17 protein-coding genes and 2 pseudogenes are annotated in these 17515 nt (G+C 38.4%); 10 read left to right on the forward strand and 9 right to left on the reverse strand.

What is annotated here, in order from left to right; translation table 11 throughout:
• Positions 1 to 162 precede the first annotated feature (162 nt).
• From CVFO_RS06245 to CVFO_RS06255, 3 genes and pseudogenes are all read left to right on the forward strand, one after another.
• Positions 163 to 535, forward strand: a pseudogene (locus tag CVFO_RS06245) (transposase); the annotation flags it as partial.
• Between the two features lie 164 nt (positions 536 to 699).
• Positions 700 to 1806, forward strand: a pseudogene (locus tag CVFO_RS06250) (IS3 family transposase).
• Between the two features lie 50 nt (positions 1807 to 1856).
• Complete coding sequence (locus CVFO_RS06255) at positions 1857 to 1997, forward strand: hypothetical protein (protein ID WP_201339211.1); 141 nt, start codon at positions 1857 to 1859, stop codon at positions 1995 to 1997.
• A gap of 79 nt (positions 1998 to 2076) precedes the next feature.
• Here the strand turns inward: CVFO_RS06255 and tsaD are convergent, their stop codons facing one another.
• Positions 2077 to 3126, reverse strand: coding sequence for a tRNA (adenosine(37)-N6)-threonylcarbamoyltransferase complex transferase subunit TsaD (gene tsaD, locus CVFO_RS06260; protein WP_201340430.1), 1050 nt, complete (start codon positions 3124 to 3126; stop codon positions 2077 to 2079).
• A 13-nt stretch (positions 3127 to 3139) separates the two neighbouring features.
• Entirely contained in the window at positions 3140 to 3865 is a 726-nt protein-coding gene (gene lptB / locus CVFO_RS06265; RefSeq protein ID WP_201339212.1) for an LPS export ABC transporter ATP-binding protein, read from the reverse strand.
• A gap of 50 nt (positions 3866 to 3915) precedes the next feature.
• Between lptB and CVFO_RS06270 the strand changes: the two genes are divergently transcribed.
• Both CVFO_RS06270 and CVFO_RS06275 read left to right on the forward strand, forming a co-directional pair.
• Positions 3916 to 4077, forward strand: a complete 162-nt coding sequence (locus tag CVFO_RS06270) for a hypothetical protein (protein WP_201339213.1) — start codon at positions 3916 to 3918, stop codon at positions 4075 to 4077.
• 82 nt (positions 4078 to 4159) lie between these two features.
• On the forward strand, positions 4160 to 4333 hold the full coding sequence (locus tag CVFO_RS06275; RefSeq protein WP_201339214.1) for a bactofilin family protein: 174 nt from the start codon (positions 4160 to 4162) through the stop codon (positions 4331 to 4333).
• On the opposite strand, the gene CVFO_RS06280 is transcribed toward CVFO_RS06275, so the two are convergent.
• Complete coding sequence (locus CVFO_RS06280; protein ID WP_225879236.1) at positions 4330 to 5052, reverse strand: biotin--[acetyl-CoA-carboxylase] ligase; 723 nt, start codon at positions 5050 to 5052, stop codon at positions 4330 to 4332. The two genes, CVFO_RS06275 and CVFO_RS06280, sit on opposite strands and share 4 nt — an antisense overlap.
• 8 nt (positions 5053 to 5060) lie before the next feature.
• The gene (locus CVFO_RS06285) at positions 5061 to 5417 is read right to left on the reverse strand and encodes a diacylglycerol kinase (RefSeq protein ID WP_201339216.1); all 357 of its coding nucleotides are present in this window, start codon (positions 5415 to 5417) and stop codon (positions 5061 to 5063) included.
• Positions 5418 to 5482: 65 nt separating this feature from the next.
• On the opposite strand from CVFO_RS06285, the gene truA reads away from it, so the two are divergent.
• Positions 5483 to 6226: a tRNA pseudouridine(38-40) synthase TruA gene (gene truA, locus CVFO_RS06290; protein WP_201339217.1), complete on the forward strand. Its 744-nt coding sequence runs from the start codon at positions 5483 to 5485 to the stop codon at positions 6224 to 6226.
• Position 6227: 1 nt separating this feature from the next.
• On the opposite strand, the gene metE is transcribed toward truA, so the two are convergent.
• Positions 6228 to 8504 (reverse strand): 5-methyltetrahydropteroyltriglutamate--homocysteine S-methyltransferase, encoded by a 2277-nt coding sequence (gene metE, locus CVFO_RS06295; protein WP_201339218.1) that lies wholly within the window; start codon positions 8502 to 8504, stop codon positions 6228 to 6230.
• A 95-nt stretch (positions 8505 to 8599) separates the two neighbouring features.
• Between metE and CVFO_RS06300 the strand changes: the two genes are divergently transcribed.
• The 3 genes from CVFO_RS06300 to CVFO_RS06310 all read left to right on the forward strand — a co-directional run bounded on the left by CVFO_RS06300 (position 8600) and on the right by CVFO_RS06310 (position 12216).
• Positions 8600 to 9493: a LysR family transcriptional regulator gene (locus tag CVFO_RS06300; protein ID WP_201339219.1), complete on the forward strand. Its 894-nt coding sequence runs from the start codon at positions 8600 to 8602 to the stop codon at positions 9491 to 9493.
• A 119-nt stretch (positions 9494 to 9612) separates the two neighbouring features.
• Positions 9613 to 11556 carry an SLC13 family permease gene (locus CVFO_RS06305; protein ID WP_201340431.1) on the forward strand — a complete coding sequence of 648 codons (1944 nt, stop codon included), beginning with the start codon at positions 9613 to 9615 and terminating at the stop codon, positions 11554 to 11556.
• A 54-nt stretch (positions 11557 to 11610) separates the two neighbouring features.
• On the forward strand, positions 11611 to 12216 hold the full coding sequence (locus tag CVFO_RS06310) for a carbonic anhydrase (protein ID WP_201339220.1): 606 nt from the start codon (positions 11611 to 11613) through the stop codon (positions 12214 to 12216).
• 32 nt (positions 12217 to 12248) lie between these two features.
• Here CVFO_RS06310 and rimM read toward each other — a convergent pair whose 3' ends face one another.
• From rimM to purB, 3 genes are all read right to left on the reverse strand, one after another.
• Positions 12249 to 12752 (reverse strand): ribosome maturation factor RimM, encoded by a 504-nt coding sequence (gene rimM / locus CVFO_RS06315; protein WP_201339221.1) that lies wholly within the window; start codon positions 12750 to 12752, stop codon positions 12249 to 12251.
• A gap of 109 nt (positions 12753 to 12861) precedes the next feature.
• The gene (gene rpsP / locus CVFO_RS06320) at positions 12862 to 13182 is read right to left on the reverse strand and encodes a 30S ribosomal protein S16 (protein WP_201339222.1); all 321 of its coding nucleotides are present in this window, start codon (positions 13180 to 13182) and stop codon (positions 12862 to 12864) included.
• A 60-nt stretch (positions 13183 to 13242) separates the two neighbouring features.
• Positions 13243 to 14619: an adenylosuccinate lyase gene (purB, locus tag CVFO_RS06325; RefSeq protein ID WP_201339223.1), complete on the reverse strand. Its 1377-nt coding sequence runs from the start codon at positions 14617 to 14619 to the stop codon at positions 13243 to 13245.
• 123 nt (positions 14620 to 14742) lie between these two features.
• On the opposite strand from purB, the gene CVFO_RS06330 reads away from it, so the two are divergent.
• Positions 14743 to 17301, forward strand: coding sequence for a bifunctional aconitate hydratase 2/2-methylisocitrate dehydratase (locus CVFO_RS06330; protein ID WP_201340432.1), 2559 nt, complete (start codon positions 14743 to 14745; stop codon positions 17299 to 17301).
• A 53-nt stretch (positions 17302 to 17354) separates the two neighbouring features.
• On the opposite strand, the gene rpmG is transcribed toward CVFO_RS06330, so the two are convergent.
• Positions 17355 to 17510: a 50S ribosomal protein L33 gene (rpmG, locus tag CVFO_RS06335; RefSeq protein ID WP_201339224.1), complete on the reverse strand. Its 156-nt coding sequence runs from the start codon at positions 17508 to 17510 to the stop codon at positions 17355 to 17357.
• Positions 17511 to 17515: the final 5 nt, after the last annotated feature.

Raw genomic sequence — 17515 nt, forward strand, 5'->3', positions numbered from 1 at the left:
AAAGCACTTGCTGAACCAATAAACACAAACATCCATCACGGTAATAACTGACCCTGTAAACCAGATTGTGTAAACCCTCATATTTTATAATCCCCGAAAAGGAGAAAAAACATGAGTAACACAATACCAAGAAACAAAAAAAAGCAACTTAACAACACAGGCATCAACCAGAAAAAGCTCCGTGCTTTTGCTGATGAACTTGCCAAAGACATCCACACCCAAGATGATTTAGCAGATCTATCTGCTTCACTGGTTAAAATGACCATTGAAGCAGCATTAGGTGCTGAGATGGAACATCATCTTGGTTATCCAAAATATGGGCAAAATAGCAGCGAGCTTAATACAGACAGCAATGCTCGTAATGGCTATTACCCTAAAACCGTCAAAGGCAATCATGGTGAAGTTGAACTTGCTATCCCAAGAGACCGCAGAGGTAGCTTTGAACCTTTAATTATTGAAAAAGGTCAAACGCCGATTGGGTGCTTTTGATAGTCAGATATTAAGCCTATATGCCAAAGGCATAGGTACCCGTGATTGCAATAGTCTAATTTTATTGGACACAAAGATAGCCTTATAATACAAACCATAAGGAGGTCAGTAATGACACAATATAAATCAAGAAAACAACGAGTGACTTTTACCGTTGAACATTCTGTTCAATACCCCCTTGAGGGGGGAACACTAGATTATGCCAAACTCATGGTGCATGAGAATTACACCAATAAAAAAAATCATGATAATATCAGGAGCTTGCTCCTCAGCAGTTAGCAGATGGAGAAAACAATACCTAGCAGAGCTTGGTGGACAAACACCAGAGTCAGGCAAAGCGCTGACTTCTGAACAACAAACAATACAACTGCTTGAGAAACAACTTTGGCGCGCACAAAGGGACAATGAAATCTTAAAAAAGGCAACAGCCTTGTTCGCTGTGGACAATCACCAAGTGATATGATTATCAAGATAAACAAGGCTTGCCAACAATACAATACTAAAGAATTATGAGCATTACTCAAACTTCCTCGCAGTAGTTATTACTATCAAGTCAAAGATAAGCGAGTAAACAACAACACCAACGCTATGATTAAATTAATCAAACAAACTGCTATTGAAGTTGGATACACCTATGGCAAACGCAGAATGCGAGTAGTTTTGAATAACCAAGGTTATAACATTGGTATTTACCAAACTGCAACGCTAATGAAAAAAGCCAATGTAGTTGCCATACGCCCAAGAAAGCGTCATTATTACCCTAATACTAGATTGATGTTTAAAAAGGCAAAAAACCTATTAAATCGTGTGTTTGAGCAGCAATCAATTAATACGCATTGGGTTGGTGATATTACCTATATCAAAACCTATCAAGGTGGGAGTTATTTAGCCAGTGTGTTGGATTTAGGCTCAAGACAAGTTGTTGGTTGGGCATTGTCAAAACAGCCTAATGCTCAGTTGGCAAAGGATGCGCTTAGTAATGCTGTGTCTAGACACCAGCCCAATACAAATAAACACATGTTCCACTCTGATCAAGGGACTCAATACTCTTCTAAAGTTTTTATTGATTATTGCAACAAGAACAACATTACTCAAAGCATGAGCAGGCGAGGTAATTGTTGGGATAATGCGGTCATGGAGCGTTTCTTTAGAAGTCTGAAGACTGAGAGATTAAATTATCAAAGTTTTGCAAATCATAGTGAAGTCGTGCAAAATGTAGAGGGTTATATCTACTTGTATAATTACAAAAGGATTCATTCAGCGATTGGGTATTTAACACCTGCTCAAAAGATGGCTGAATTGAAAAAAGCGGCTTGAAATGTGTCCAAGTAGGTTAGAGCATTGCACACTCACAATAGGAGAAAAATATGAAAGTTGATAATAATATTAATCAATCGTTAAACCAAGTGCTTAAAGAATCTGACAGCATGATTAAACGTATTTTGTTTTTAGAAGGCTTGCCAAATTTACAAGATTTAGGCGGGCTCAACAATAGAAAACCCTGGTAAACCGCCTGAAATATACACTTCAATGGTTACCAATGGCGCATCAAGCCCTGTTGATGCACGGGTAAATAATTTGCTTAGTTTATTCAATTTGGCTTAATTCCTCTAAATTCCATCTGGGTTTGATGTCAATTTCATAGTGGGTGTCACGCTGTCCATGGCTTAAACGAAAATGCCCAACTAGGGCTATCATAGCACCGTTGTCAGTACAAAATTCTTGCCTTGGGTAAAAGACATTTGCGCCTACTTTTTTACCCATTTGATTAAGCTCTTTACGTAAAGATAAATTTGCACTAACTCCGCCTGCAACCACAAGTGTTGTGTATTTAGTTTGTTCTAACGCCCTTCTGCATTTAATCATGAGCGTTTGTGCAGCAGCCACTTCAAATGCTTTAGCAATGTCTGCTTTTTTGTTAGGATGTTTAGCAAAAGTATTACGTGCAAACGTTTTAAGGCCACTAAAACTAAAATCAAGACCGGGACGGTCAACCATAGGGCGTGGAAACTTAAACGCATCAGGGTTGCCTTGCTCGGCAAGCATCGCTAAAGCAGGACCGCCAGGATAACCTAAGCCCAAAATCTTTGCTGTTTTATCAAATGCCTCGCCCACCGCATCATCTAAAGACTCGCCCAAAATTTTGTATTGACCAATGGCTTTAACATCAATCAGCATGGTGTGACCACCTGAAACCAGCAAAGCCACAAAGGGAAATTCGGGCTGAGGCTCTTCCATCAAAGGGGCCAACAAATGCCCCTCCATATGGTGTACAGCTAAAGACGGAATATCCAAACTCCAAGCCAAAGATTTAGCCACTGCAGCCCCTACCAAAAGTGCACCTGCCAAACCGGGTCCAGCTGTATAAGCAATACCACTTAAATCTTGTAGAGTAAATTTTGCCTCTGCTAAAACTACTTTAATTAAAGGCAACACCCTTTGGATATGATCACGTGATGCTAATTCAGGAACCACACCACCATATTCAGCGTGAATTTTAACAGATGAAAATAATTGATGCCCAATAAGACCAAATTCAGAATGGTACAAGCCAATGCCCGTCTCATCACAAGAACTTTCTATGCCTAACGTAATGAAACCAAATTGGGTAGCCTGTTGCTCCTGATGATTATGCATTGTAGAGACAGAACTAGTCATACTCGCCTAAATAAACCTCGCGAACTTTTTCATTGTAAAGAATTTGCTCTTTATTACCTTGTGCAATAATCGCACCATTATGCAGCACATAAGAGTGGTCACAAGTATCCAGCATTTCACGATAATTATGATCCGTAATTAAGATGCCAATACCTTTGTCTTTTAAGTGGTAAATAATTTTTTGAATATCCCCAACAGAAATTGGATCAACACCTGCAAATGGCTCATCAAGTAGTACAAATTTTGGATTCGTTGCCAGTGCTCTAGCAATTTCTACTCTTCTTCTTTCACCGCCAGACAGACTAATACCCTTAATATGGCGAATATGTCCAATACTAAATTCTGCCAATAACTCTTCTAACCGATGAACTCTTTGCTTTTTATCAAGACTAGAGTTTAACTCCAACACTGCCATAATGTTGTTTTCCGCTGAAAGCTTGCGAAAAATAGAAGGCTCTTGGGGTAAATAACCAAGCCCTAAATCAGCACGTTTGTGCATGGGCAAATGGTCAATTCTTTTTTTGTTTAAAGATACTTTGCCTGAATTTGCTCTAACCAAACCACAAGCAATATAAAAACAAGTGGTTTTCCCCGCGCCATTTGGACCTAACAATCCAACCACCTCGCCACCTTGTACAAAAAATGAAACATCGTTAACCACATCCCTACCTGCGTAAGATTTACTAATATTTTGTATGCTTAGAGCGTTACTAGACATAGTGATTGATATTGATTATAATTAACGATTTTAACAGTTAACCAGCTATTATGTTTAATACTAAAAAACCCGAACCAAATAACAATCAAGAACAAACAAGTGTTAGCACACAAAGAACTGTTGTTAGTGCCGAACAAAAAACCCAATCTAAGACAATCATATCTAAAGGATATCATATTAAAGGCGATGTGTCTGGTGTGGCGATGATATGAGTATCTTTGGAAAGATTGAAGGCACAATAACCCTAAAAACAACTCAGTTACAATTGAAAAATTAGCTAAAATTAACGCAGATGTGTTTGCTAAAATTGTTAATGTTGAAGCAAGTGAAAAAATTGTCATTACTGACAGTGGTAACGTTACTGGCGATATGAGTGCGCCAAAAGTTATTCTAAAAGACGGCTCTTACTTTAAAAAGCATTGTTTCAATGACAGACACCAAAGTAAACACCACGCCAATCAACACTAACAAAGATGTAAAAACTCAGATGAATAAATCGGTTTAACACCGCATTGAGTTTCAACCAACAAAACGCCTTGGTGATTGACCCCAAGGCAAGTACCGCTAAATAACTGTGCTTTGCTTGTATGCTTAACTTGCTTACCTAGTAAATAATCTACTTTTGCCCACTTAGCGTAAAACTTATCAAAACCACTTGATTCAAAAATATCAAAATATTCTAAAATTTTGTTAATTAAATTTTTACTCAAATTGAGCTTATCAATCGGCGTTAAAATTATTTGTTTCAAATCTATCCAAGGTGTTTCGCACTGAAAATTTTGATTAAAATCAACATTCAGCCCCAAACCAATAATGACTGATTGATAATCACCTTGTAGTGAATTCTCAATCAAAATACCTGCCAATTTCTTACCTTTAAAATAAACATCATTTGGCCATTTGAGTTTCAAACCAGAGATACCGTATTTTTCTAACACATCAACCAATACCAAACCAACCACCAAACTTAGCCCGTTCAATGCAATATTACTAGGAAAAACATAGCGAATTGATAAAATAATGCTTGTGTCTTTCTGACTCAGCCATTTTCTATCGTATTGACCCTTGCCGCGCGTTTGTTCAGAAGTAATGCAAACTTGGGTTTTTGTGCAAAAGGCTAACTGCGCTAGATAGTCATTGGTGCTGGGTATTGAATCAAAAGCAAAGCACTCAATATCATCACTCAAATAATTAGCTAGATTAGAATAATTAACCATGATATAATAAGTAACATTAATGACAACCACACCGCTGCAGAGCCCATATCCTTTGCAGCGCCCGATAATACGTGATATTCATCACTGATTCTATCAACCATTGATTCAATGGCTGAGTTTAAAACTTCAACAATTAAAACCAAAAATATAGGCACAATTAATAACACCCTATCAACGGACGCCCCCCCCAACCAAAATGCCAAAGGAATTAACACAGCACTTAACCACAGCTCTTGCCTAAAAGCTGCTTCAGATTGATAGCAAAACTTTAATCCCTTCATAGAAAAGACAAAAGCATTGATAATTCTGCCCAACCCTGTTCGTTCATTTTTCATATAAACTCATTTAAATAGTTAAAATAGTTAAAATAGTTGACTTAATTTTACCCAAAAGTTGAATCATGAAAATAGCATTAGGTGTTGCATACTTAGGCACAAACTTCCACGGCTGGCAGTGTCAAAAACCTAACATTCGCACTGTGCAGCAAGTGGTTGAACAAGCCCTATCAAGCGTTGCCAATCACCCTGTTAAGGTGTTTTGTTCTGGTAGAACCGATGCAGGCGTGCATGCCACTTGCCAAGTTATTCATTTTGAAACCAACATTAAACGTGAAAATAAGGCTTGGCTATTTGGTGGCAATGTTAACCTACCAAGCGATGTTAATTTCACTTGGGCAAAACACGTTGATGATAATTTCCACGCACGATTTAGTGCCACTGCTAGACAATACAACTACAAAATACACAACACAAAAATTCGCTGCGCCATCATAACAGCCCATTCATTATGGGAGTCAAGAAAGCTGGACATAATGGCAATGGACAAAGCCAGCAAATATTTGATTGGTGAACATGACTTTTCAGCCTTCCGAGGAAGTTTGTGTCAAGCAAAATCCTCCATTAAAACCATTGAATTTATAAAACTAACCAAGTGTGATGACAACATTTTACTAGACATAAAGTCCAGCGCCTTTTTACACCACATGGTGCGCAATATTGTTGGTACACTGCTCAAAGTAGGCAAAGGCGAAAAACCTATTGAATGGGTCAAGGAGGTGCTGGATAGTAAGCAACGCCAGCAAGCTGGCCCCACCGCCCCACCCCAAGGGCTTTATTTTATTAAAACTTTTTACCCTAATTTATAAATCAATTTTTTCGGAGTTGTTGGCTGGCCAGTACCATATTAGTCAATGCAAGATTTACCTCATCCCAATGTCTAGTTTTTAAACCACAATCAGGATTGACCCATAGCCTTTTAGAAGGAATGTGCTTGGTCGCTTTTTGCATGAGTTCAACCATAGAATCAACCGAAGGGATGTTAGGAGAGTGAATATCATAAACACCTGGGCCTATTCCATTAGAATAATCAAACTTATCGAATATATCCAATAATTCCATGTCCGAGCGAGAGGTTTCAATAGTGATGACATCAGCATCCATCCGTGCAATTGCCTCAATAATATCATTAAATTTTGAATAGCACATATGGGTGTGGATTTGGGTTTCATCACTCACGCCATTAGCACTAATTCGATAAGCCTTAATTGCCCAATCAAGATAAGTTTGCCACTGAGATTTTCGCAGTGGCAAACCCTCTCTTAATGCCGCCTCATCAATTTGGATAATATCTATATTAGACTTTTCAAGGTCTAATACCTCATCTCTAATAGCCAAAGATAACTGTAGGCATGTTGTTGCTCTTGGCTGGTCATCTCGCACAAATGACCAATTAAGCATCGTAACAGGACCTGTAAGCATACCTTTCATGGGTTTATTAGTGAGTGATTGGGCGTAAGTTATCCAATCTAGTGTCATGGGATTTGGACGAGAAATATCACCAAAAATAATCGGCGGCTTAACACAACGAGAACCATAAGATTGCACCCAGCCAAATTGGCTAAATGCGTAGCCGCTGAGTTGTTGCCCAAAATATTCCACCATATCGTTACGCTCAAGCTCACCATGCACCAAAACATCCAAACCTAAATCTTCTTGCACTTGCACACAGTGCCTAATTTCAGAACGTATCGCTTGCGTATATTTTTCTGCTGATAATTTGCCCAATTTATAATCGCGTCTGGCTTGTCTAATCTCTAGCGTTTGTGGAAATGAACCAATGGTCGTGGTTGGGTATAAAGGCAGATTAAATTTTTCACTTTGTACTTTTGCCCTGCTCTTATAATTAGACTGGCGATTGCCCAGTTTATCATTCACTTTAGCAATACGCTCTTTAACGGCGCTATTATGTACAAGTGATGAATATTTTCTGGCATTAATGGCATTAATATTGCTCGCTATTTCTTTAGTTACACTTGCTTGCCCTTGATTAAGTGCTTGTGCTAATAATCTTAACTCTTCTAATTTTTGCACAGCAAACCCAAGCCATGATTTAATGTCTCCGTCTAGTTCTTGCTCGCTGTCTAAATCCACAGGTACATGCAATAGTGAACAAGACGGGGCTAACCACAGTCTATCTTGTAATTGTTGGTGAATGGGCTTTAACCACAACAAGGTTGCACTTAGATCTGTTTTCCAAATATTACGACCATTCACCACACCTAAGGATAAAATCTTGTCATCTGACAGACTGTCAATCACTAATTGAACCTCATCTTTTGCATTGATCGCATCAATATGCAAGCCATCAATAGGCAAGCTACAAGCAAGGCTTAAATTATCCTGCAAAGTGCCAAAATAGCTAGCAAGTAGTAATTTAATTGATTTGTTCGCTAATGTGTCGTAAGCTTTCCTAAACGCCACTTGCCAATCTGTTTCCAATTCTGTGACTAAAATAGGTTCATCAACTTGTATCCACCCTATACCTAACTTTACCAATTCATCAAACAGTTGCACATATACTTTAACCAGTGAATCCAATAAATCCAGTTTGTTGGTTTTATCTTTGGACTTGCCTAGCCATAAATAAGTAACTGGACCAATAATAACAGGTTTGGTCTTAACGCCTTGTTGTTGTGCTTCGGTAATTTGTGCAATCAAATGCCGAGCCTGGAGTTCAAAATTTGTTTCTTGACTAAATTCTGGCACAATGTAGTGATAATTGGTATCAAACCATTTTGTCATCTCGCCTGCTTGAATACAAGTGCAATCGGATTCATTAGCAAAGGCTCGCCCACGTGCTACTCGAAAATAATTATCTAACTCATTGTCTGATAAATTTTTAGCGCGTTTTGGAACATTGCCTAATAAAAAACTCATGTCCAAAACCTGATCATAAAAAGAAAAATCGCCCACAGGCACTAAATCTAATTTATTTTGATTTTGCCAGTGCTGCTTGCGTAATGTATCAGCAGTTTGCAATAATTCATCTTGAGAAATAGCGTTTGACCAATATTTTTCTAATACAAATTTTAACTCTCGATGTTTACCAATACGTGGAAAACCCAGATTGTGTGTTGTGACCATAATAGTTCCTTAATGTTGGAAATCGACTATTCTATAAGGGCTATAATATGAAGTAAAATGATTATTTTTAACCTAATGATGAACTATATTCATATATGATAACGCTTAAACATTTGAAAATCATACAAGCATTACATGAAAATAGCACTTTAACACGCGCTGCAAATGTGTTGTATTTGAGTCAATCTGCTTTATCCCACCAAATTCGTTACTTGGAGGAAAAACTAGGCATTGCGCTTTGGGAGCGAGAAGGTAGAAATTTACGCCTTACAAAAGCAGGTGAATTGCTATTACAAACTGCACAACAATTATTACCCATTTTAGAACAAACTGAGAAAACCCTTAAAGCCTATGCACAAGGTCACCAAGGTATTTTGCGCATAGGCGTTGAATACTATCCTTGCTATGAATGGCTAACAAAGGTCATTGGTGTGTTTTTGCAAGAAATACCTAATGTTGAAGTAGAAATTATCAACAAATTTCAATTTTCTGGGCACGAAGGACTGCTCAATTACCATATTGATATTTTAATTACACCTGATATAGAGAAAAAAGCAGACATTCATATTGAAACACTCGCCCAATATAATTTGGTACTTTTAGTTGCTGATGAGCACCTATTAGCGCATAAAACAATAATTACACCAAAAGACTTAACTCATGAAACTTTACTAACTTTTCCTGTGCCATTAGAACGACTTGACATTTTGACGCAATTTTTAAACCCAGCGCACACCAAGCCCAAACATATTAAAAAAATCGAATCTATTGAGCTCATGCTACAAATGACAGTACTTGGACGTGGCGTTTGTGTATTGCCAGAATGGCTGGCAGATGAGTTTATTAAAAAAATGCTTGTTAAAAAAATCCGCATAAGTGCCAATGGACTTAGTCAAAAATTATTTGCAATTTTACGCAAACAAGACAGAGAAATTAATTATGTTCAACGCTTTGTTAAAATTAGCAAGAGAATAGTCAATACCACATAAAAGTTACTCAGTCTAAAAACAGATGTTTTAATCAGTAAAGCTTGTTAGCGATGATTAGCAATGTTGTGATTATGGTATAATTTTGCCTACTGTTTTTTATGCTTGATAAAATCAAAACCATGTTCAATAAAAAAAATATTTCAGCAATTATTTTTGCTATTTTTGCCGTGTGGCTTTCAACAACTGCACCAACTATCCCTATTGCTTGGATGTTAGGTATTCTTGTATTAACAATTTACTTGTTTGCTTTTGAAGTGCTAGAGGTTGACGAGGCTGCCATCACTATTATGATTATTCTAGGGCTAAGTTCTTTGCCGTGGATTCATACTTTGATGGGGCTAGAAGAAGGTTTGGTTGATAATCAAAGACTGTTTGATGGATTCTCCTCTAATGCGGTTATGTCAATTATTGCGGTGATGATTATTGGCGCAGGTTTAGATAAAACAGGGTTAATGGGCAAAGTTGCTACTTTTATTCTTAAAGTAGGTGGCACCTCTGAGTCAAGAGTGATTCCAATTATTTCTTCTACCGTTGGATTTATTTCATCCTTTATGCAAAATGTAGGTGCAGCTGCACTGTTTATCCCTGTTGTGAGTCGCATTTCATCACGCTCAGGCATTCCAATGTCGCGACTGCTCATGCCAATGGGCTTTACGGCAATTTTAGGTGGCACAATAACCATGGTAGGTTCTAGCCCTTTAATCTTACTCAATGATTTAATTTTAGCCACTAATCAGGGACTAGAAGTTGGTCAACAAATGGACACATGGGGGTTATTTTCCGTAACACCGATAGGTATTGCACTGGTCATAACAGGCATTATATATTTCGTGATTGCTGGAAGATTTGTCTTACCTACAACCAAAAAGGAACAGCCAGAATCTGTGTCTGCCATTGAGCATTTTCATCAAGTTTACAATATAAATTATGATTTATTTGAGGTCAATGTCCTTAAAGACTCCAACCTGATTGGCATGACGCTTGATGATATTGAAACGGCTGCTAAAATTAGAATCGTCGCCATACAAACCATTGAGGGAGAAACATTTATTGGGCATCACTCAGTTGAGCGTAGCACCACAATTAAACCGCAAATGACCTTAGGCGTGTTGACAACAAAAGAACATTTGGATGCTTTTGTTCAAGGCTTTCATCTTGAACTGTCAGACACTATTGAAAAATTCTCTAACTTACTGTCTACGCAAGAATGTGGTACAGCAGAAATTGTTATTCCACCTAACTCTTCACTAATTAACCAAAGTGCTAGAGATGTATGGTTACGCAAAACTTATGGCATTGCTATGGTCGCCCTACATCGTGGCGGTGAAACCATGCAAGAAGGCGAAGGTATTCGCAACATACCTTTTCAATCAGGCGACACCTTAATTGTCCATACACGCTGGATTGACCTTGATAGACTACAATCCAATACTGACTTTATTGTCATCACCTCTGAATACCCAAGACAAGAAGAATACCGACCTGAAAAAATCAAATGGGCAAGTATTTTCTTTGCAATTGCACTTTTCCTAGTATTGTTTACCGATATTAAACTCTCCATTGCGCTTATGACTGGTGCTTTGGGTATGATTTTGTCTGGCGTTATTAAAATAGAAGAAGCCTATCGTGCGGTTTCTTGGAAAACAGTATTCTTATTAGCAAGTCTTATTCCACTAGGCATGGCAGTCTCAAAAACTGGCACTGCCTTATGGATTGCACAAGAAACGGTTAAAGTGGTTGGCGATATGGCGCCTTGGGTGATACTGACCTCAATTGTGATATTGGCAACTTTCTTTACTTTGGTAATGTCCAATGTAGGCGCGACTATTCTCTTAGTGCCTATTGCTGTTAATATTGCCATCCAAGTAGGAGAAGACCCTGCAGTTTATGCATTGGCAGTCGCCATTGCAACTTCAAACTCATTTTTAATTCCCACCCATCAAGTAAATGCTTTAATTATGAGCCCTGGTGGCTATAAAGTAGCAGATTTTATTAAAGCAGGTGGTTTTATGACAGTGCTGTTCATCATCGTTATGATGTCAATGATGAACATTATCTTTTAAAATAGCTTTAGTGTCTTTGACTATTTTCCACAAGGATAAATCGTTTTTAACCACATGAAACATTTAAATTCAGCGCAAGCAAAAAAAAGATTGGTTGATGGTAATCAACGCTTTGTTGATGGCACTGCATTACATCATGAATTTCATCCACATAGACATACCAAGGACATACAGGATCAAGCGCCTTTTGCGATTGTATTAGGTTGTTCTGATTCGCGAGTGCCCATTGAGACTATCTTTGATCAAAGTTTTGGCGACTTGTTTATTATCCGCATTGCAGGAAATATAGTTGCCCTATCACAAATGGGTAGTGTTGAGTTTGCAATCTCGAAATTTAAGACTTCCTTGATTGTGGTATTAGGACATTCTAACTGTGGAGCTATTAGTGCTACCATTGATGAGTGTATCAATAAAACAAACTTATCAGGCAGCCTTCACTCTATTACTGATAGGATAAAACCATCAATCCTACCCCTGATCAACCTAAATTTACCAAACCATGAGTTAATGGACAAGGCTGTTGAAGTCAATATTATTAATTCTGTCAAACAATTACAAAGCCAATCGCCAATCATTAAAGAAGCCATCGACAATAATAAACTAGCGGTTATAGGCGCTAACTACTCTTTAAAATCAGGCGCAGTTCAGTTTTTGGCTTAACTTTTTTGGGCTTTTAGATTGAGTCAATTTATTTAAAAGTTCTCATCCCAATCAACCAAAATGGTTTGATTAATCATATCCACTTTAATTAAAAACGGTGAAATATAAGGCACCCAATGCTCTTTCTCGCCATTAACCACAAGCACATTGTTCGAGCCAGTATCAACCAGATTAGACACCTTGCCAAGCACAATTTGTGCCTTATTAATTACTTCTAAACCAATTAAATCGTCCCAATAATACTCACCCGGTTTGAGTTGTGGTAATTGTGATTTTTCAATGTACAAATCAGTGCCTATATAAGCTCTAGACTGCTCTTTATCAAAAACATCTTTGATTTGCGCCACAATGGTTTTACCTTGCACGCGACCTTGAATAATCTCCAAGGTTTGCCAATTGCCATCAACATTGACATGCCACGGCTGATAAGATAAGATATTTTTTCTTGGATGAGTGTGGGAGAAAATTTTCACCCAGCCTTGAACGCCAAAAAGGCCATTAATCTGCCCAACTAATAGCCTTTTGTTGTCAGACATAGATGGGGGTACTAAATTACTCAGTAGCCTTCTCCTCTTCTGTTGATGGCGCTTCTTGCTCGGTAGTTTCTGCCACTTCCTTTGCTGCCCCCCCTTTTCTTCTTCTACTTTAGCTTGTGTTGCTAGCTTTGGCTGCCACCAAAGCTGCTTTTGCTTGCTGAGTAGCAACACGCTTTTCACGAATTGAAGGGTCTTTGAACTCCTTAACAAGCTGCTTAACACGATCAGAAATTTGTGCACCTTTTGATGTCCAGTACGCCAATCTATCTTCATCGACGGTCAGCCTAATTTCTTGTCCACGGGCAACTGGATTAAAATATCCAAGTCGCTCAATGTAACCACTATCTCTGCGCTTTCTAGAGTCTGTTGCTACAATTGAATAAAAAGGTTTTTTCTTGGCTCCACCTCGGGCTAATCTAATTTTAACCATAGGTTTTTTGCTCCTTTTATATTATAAATTACTTACACCAAAAAGGTATAAGACGCGATATTATATCAGTTTTTTGATTGCGTTTGCTAGTTTTTGTGCATCCCCTGTGTAAGTCATAGGCGTTAGCTCAGACAAGGCTGTTTTTACTTCGTCTGGTATCTCAAGATCTTTGACAAACTCTGCTAGTACTTGTGCATTAATCGTTTGACCACGGGTGAGATCTTTGAGTTTCTCATATGGATTATCAATGCCGTAGCGGCGCATCACTGTTTGAATTGGTTCGGCTAATACTTCCCACGAACTGTCTAAATCTTGAGTTAGTTTTACCTCATTAGTTTGCAACTTACTAATGCCTTTAGCAATGGATGCATACGCCACCAAGCAATGTGCACAACTCACACCTAGATTTCTAAGTACAGTTGAGTCGGACAAGTCCCTCTGCCAGCGTGAAATTGCCAGCTTACCTGCTAAATACGTATTGAGTGCATTGGCAATGCCTAAATTACCTTCGCCATTTTCAAAATCAATCGGATTGACTTTATGTGGCATGGTGGACGAACCAACTTCGCCAGCAATGGTTTTTTGCTTGAAATAACCCAGTGAAACATAGCCCCAAATATCACGACAAAAATCAATCAAAACCGTATTAAAGCGATTAACTGAATGGAAATACTCCGCAATATAATCATGAGGCTCAATTTGCGTGGTGTACATAGCGTAATTAACACCCAAACTTTCAATAAAATTCTGAGAAATTTGCTGCCAATCTAAATCTGGATAAGCACAAATATGTGCATTAAAATTACCCACAGCACCATTAAATTTGCCCATAATTTTGACACTTTCTAGCTGCTTGATTTGTCTTTTCAAACGAAAAGCAAAGTTAGCCATCTCTTTACCTACAGTAGTTGGAGAAGCGGTTTGCCCATGTGTACGAGACAACATTGAAACTGAAGCGTTGTCTTGCGCCAATTTAGCAATGAGTGATAATAACCCATGCATCTTAGTCAGCATGACATTACGTCCTTCTAACAATATAAGTGCATGTGATAGATTGTTAATATCTTCAGATGTGCAAGCAAAATGAAAAAACTCACTCACAGCTTCAAGCTCGCTATTACCTTTGATTTTATCTTTCAAAAAATATTCAACCGCTTTAACATCGTGATTGGTTGTACGCTCAATCGTCTTAACCGCTTGAGCATCAACTAATGAAAAATTAGCAATAATATCATCTAAAAACTTAACCGCTGCTTGGCTAAAGGTCGGCACTTCTGTTATACCAGCATTATCCGCCATGGTTTTCAGCCACTTAACCTCAATTAGAACACGATATTTAATTAAGCCAAACTCACTAAAGATAGCGTTCAATGCTTGGGTTTTATCAAAATAGCGCCCATCAATGGGAGATATAGCAGTTAGTTCGGTTAATTTCATGGGATTGTTTTGTAAAAACTGTACAAATTTTTCACCATATGAAAAATAAGATTATGATACGAAAAAAGAGACAGAAATAAAATGATAAAATTATACACTTTATTATTTTGCACAGGGACTCAGATGAAATCAGCCTACCTTCAACATGTTAATGAACGTCAGCAAGATAATTTGCCGCCACTTGCCTTAAATGCACAACAAACCAAATCAGTGGTTGAACATTTAATCAAAGATGACGATGCGTCCTTCTATCTTGATTTATTGACCCATCGAATACCACCTGGTGTTGACGAGGCATCCTATGTAAAGGTCAGCTTTTTAAGCAGTGTTGCTAAAGGCAAGCAAGCCTGTCCTAGCATTTCTCAAGCGCACGCTACTTTCCTTTTAGGCACTATGATGGGTGGTTACAACATTGAGCCTCTGATTGAACTACTGGATATTGATGCCACAAGAGAAAGCGCACAAACAGCACTGGCAAATACCTTATTGATTTATGAGGCATATCAAGCTATTGTTGATAAATCTCAAACCAACCCTTACGCTAAGAGCGTTGTAGATAGCTGGGCAGATGCACAATGGTTTAACAAAAAAGCATCTTTGCCTCAAAAAATCAAATTAAGCGTTTTTCGTGTTGAGGGTGAAATCAATACGGATGATTTATCACCTGCAACACAAGCTTGGTCACGCCCAGACATTCCTTTGCATGCAAAATCCATGTTGATTAAAAAAATGAATAAACCACTTGAGATGATTGAAAAACTCAAGCAAAAAGGTCTACCATTAGTCTTTGTGGGTGATATTGTTGGCACAGGCTCTTCACGTAAATCTGCCATTAACTCAGTACTTTGGCACATGGGTCACGATATTGATTACGTGCCCAATAAGCACAGTGGTGGTGTTGTGTTGGGTGGCAAAATCGCACCGATATTTTTTAACACTGCCCAAGATTCTGGTGCCCTGCCAATTGAGTGCGACGTTACCAAAATGCAAATGGGTGATGAAATCACAATTTATCCATTTGAAGGAAAAATTACCAACAGCAGTGGCGAAACCATTTCAACTTTTAAACTCTCACCAACCACTCTATCTGATGAAGTACGTGCAGGAGGGCGAATTCCACTTATTATTGGCAGGGGCTTAACCGATAGAACTCGCCAAGACCTCGGCTTGCCTGTCTCAACTACTTTCTTGCGCCCACAAGACGTTAGTCAGAGTAATGCTGGCTACACATTAGCACAAAAAATTGTCGGCAAAGCTTGTGGTGTAGATGGCATTCACCCAGGCACTTATTGCGAGCCACGTATGTCTAGCGTAGGCTCACAGGACACCACAGGGGCAATGACACGCGATGAATTAAAAGAATTAGCCTGTCTTGGATTTTCAGCCGATTTAGTCATGCAAAGCTTTTGCCATACAGCTGCTTATCCCAAGCCTGTTGATTTAGAACTACAACATTCACTGCCTGATTTTATGCACTCACGTGGAGGCGTATCACTCAAACCGGGTGATGGCATTATCCATTCATGGCTTAATCGCATGCTATTGCCTGACACAGTAGGCACAGGTGGCGATTCCCATACACGTTTTCCTATTGGCATTAGTTTTCCAGCCGGGTCTGGACTGGTTGCTTTTGGCGCTTCACTTGGTGTATTACCATTAAACATGCCTGAATCTGTTTTGGTATGCTTTACTGGCACAATGCAACCAGGTATTACCTTAAGAGATTTGGTCAATGCAATCCCGTATATAGCCATACAAAAAGGCTTATTAACGGTTGAAAAATCTACCAAGAAGAACATCTTTTCAGGTCGTATTTTAGAGATTGAAGGCCTGAGTGATTTAAAAGTAGAGCAAGCATTTGAACTGGCTGATGCTTCGGCTGAGCGCTCTGCCAATGGTTGTACAATTAAGCTAAATAAAGAGCCTGTGATAGAATATCTAAACTCTAATATTGCTTTATTATCTTCAATGATTAATAAGGGCTATGAGGATAAAAAAACCCTCGCCAGACGAATTCAAGCTATGAAAAAATGGCTAGATACGCCCGAATTACTAGTAGCAGATGCAGATTGTGAATATGCCGCAATGATTGACATTAACCTTAATGAAATTAAAGAGCCAATCTTAGCGTGTCCAAACGACCCAGATGATGTCAAACTACTTTCAGAAGTAGCCAATACCAAAATTGATGAAGTCTTTATTGGTTCTTGCATGACCAATATTGGTCACTTTAGAGTGGCTGCACAATTATTAAAGGACAAGTCAGAGCTGACAACTGAATTGTGGATTGCACCACCCACCCGAATGGATGAAGCGCAACTTAAGGCAGAAGGTGTATACGATATATTTGACAAACTAACTAAACATACCGAAATCCCTGGTTGTTCTTTATGCATGGGCAACCAAGCACGAGTCAAAGACAATGCTACAGTGGTATCCACCTCAACACGTAACTTCCCTAATCGTTTAGGCGACAATGCTGACGTTTATCTATCCTCTGCCGAAGTAGCAGCAATCACTGCCAAACTTGGACACATTCCAACAAACACAGAATATCAACAAGCAATAAAGAACATCAAGCCAATGGAGGTGCAAATTTATCAAAATCTAAATTTTGACCAACTAAACGAATATAAAAATGAGGCAGATAGTGTACCACTAGAAACCATCTTAAATTCATAGCCAATAAAAAAGCCGCTTTTGCGGCTTTTTTATTAAAATTTTATATAAGCGAACTACTTAATCTTCGCTTCTTTGTACATCACGTGTTTTCTAGCAACTGGATCAAACTTTTTAACTTCTACCTTTTCTGGATGAAGACGTTTGTTTTTAGTGGTTGTATAAAAATGGCCTGTTTTGGCTGATGATACTAATCTAATTTTCTCTCTCATAACTT

This window comes from Isorropodon fossajaponicum endosymbiont JTNG4 (genome assembly GCF_016592615.1).
Classification (GTDB): domain Bacteria; phylum Pseudomonadota; class Gammaproteobacteria; order PS1; family Pseudothioglobaceae; genus Ruthia.

Coding starts and splice junctions, on each gene's coding strand:
- CVFO_RS06255 (WP_201339211.1), top strand. CDS start 1,857: ATGAAAGTTGATAATAATATTAATCAATCGTTAAACCAAGTGCTTAAA.
- tsaD (WP_201340430.1), bottom strand. CDS start 3,126: ATGCATAATCATCAGGAGCAACAGGCTACCCAATTTGGTTTCATTACG.
- lptB (WP_201339212.1), bottom strand. CDS start 3,865: ATGTCTAGTAACGCTCTAAGCATACAAAATATTAGTAAATCTTACGCA.
- CVFO_RS06270 (WP_201339213.1), top strand. CDS start 3,916: ATGTTTAATACTAAAAAACCCGAACCAAATAACAATCAAGAACAAACA.
- CVFO_RS06285 (WP_201339216.1), bottom strand. CDS start 5,417: ATGAAAAATGAACGAACAGGGTTGGGCAGAATTATCAATGCTTTTGTC.
- truA (WP_201339217.1), top strand. CDS start 5,483: ATGAAAATAGCATTAGGTGTTGCATACTTAGGCACAAACTTCCACGGC.
- metE (WP_201339218.1), bottom strand. CDS start 8,504: ATGGTCACAACACACAATCTGGGTTTTCCACGTATTGGTAAACATCGA.
- CVFO_RS06300 (WP_201339219.1), top strand. CDS start 8,600: ATGATAACGCTTAAACATTTGAAAATCATACAAGCATTACATGAAAAT.
- CVFO_RS06305 (WP_201340431.1), top strand. CDS start 9,613: ATGTTCAATAAAAAAAATATTTCAGCAATTATTTTTGCTATTTTTGCC.
- CVFO_RS06310 (WP_201339220.1), top strand. CDS start 11,611: ATGAAACATTTAAATTCAGCGCAAGCAAAAAAAAGATTGGTTGATGGT.
- rimM (WP_201339221.1), bottom strand. CDS start 12,752: ATGTCTGACAACAAAAGGCTATTAGTTGGGCAGATTAATGGCCTTTTT.
- rpsP (WP_201339222.1), bottom strand. CDS start 13,182: ATGGTTAAAATTAGATTAGCCCGAGGTGGAGCCAAGAAAAAACCTTTT.
- purB (WP_201339223.1), bottom strand. CDS start 14,619: ATGAAATTAACCGAACTAACTGCTATATCTCCCATTGATGGGCGCTAT.
- CVFO_RS06330 (WP_201340432.1), top strand. CDS start 14,743: ATGAAATCAGCCTACCTTCAACATGTTAATGAACGTCAGCAAGATAAT.
- rpmG (WP_201339224.1), bottom strand. CDS start 17,510: ATGAGAGAGAAAATTAGATTAGTATCATCAGCCAAAACAGGCCATTTT.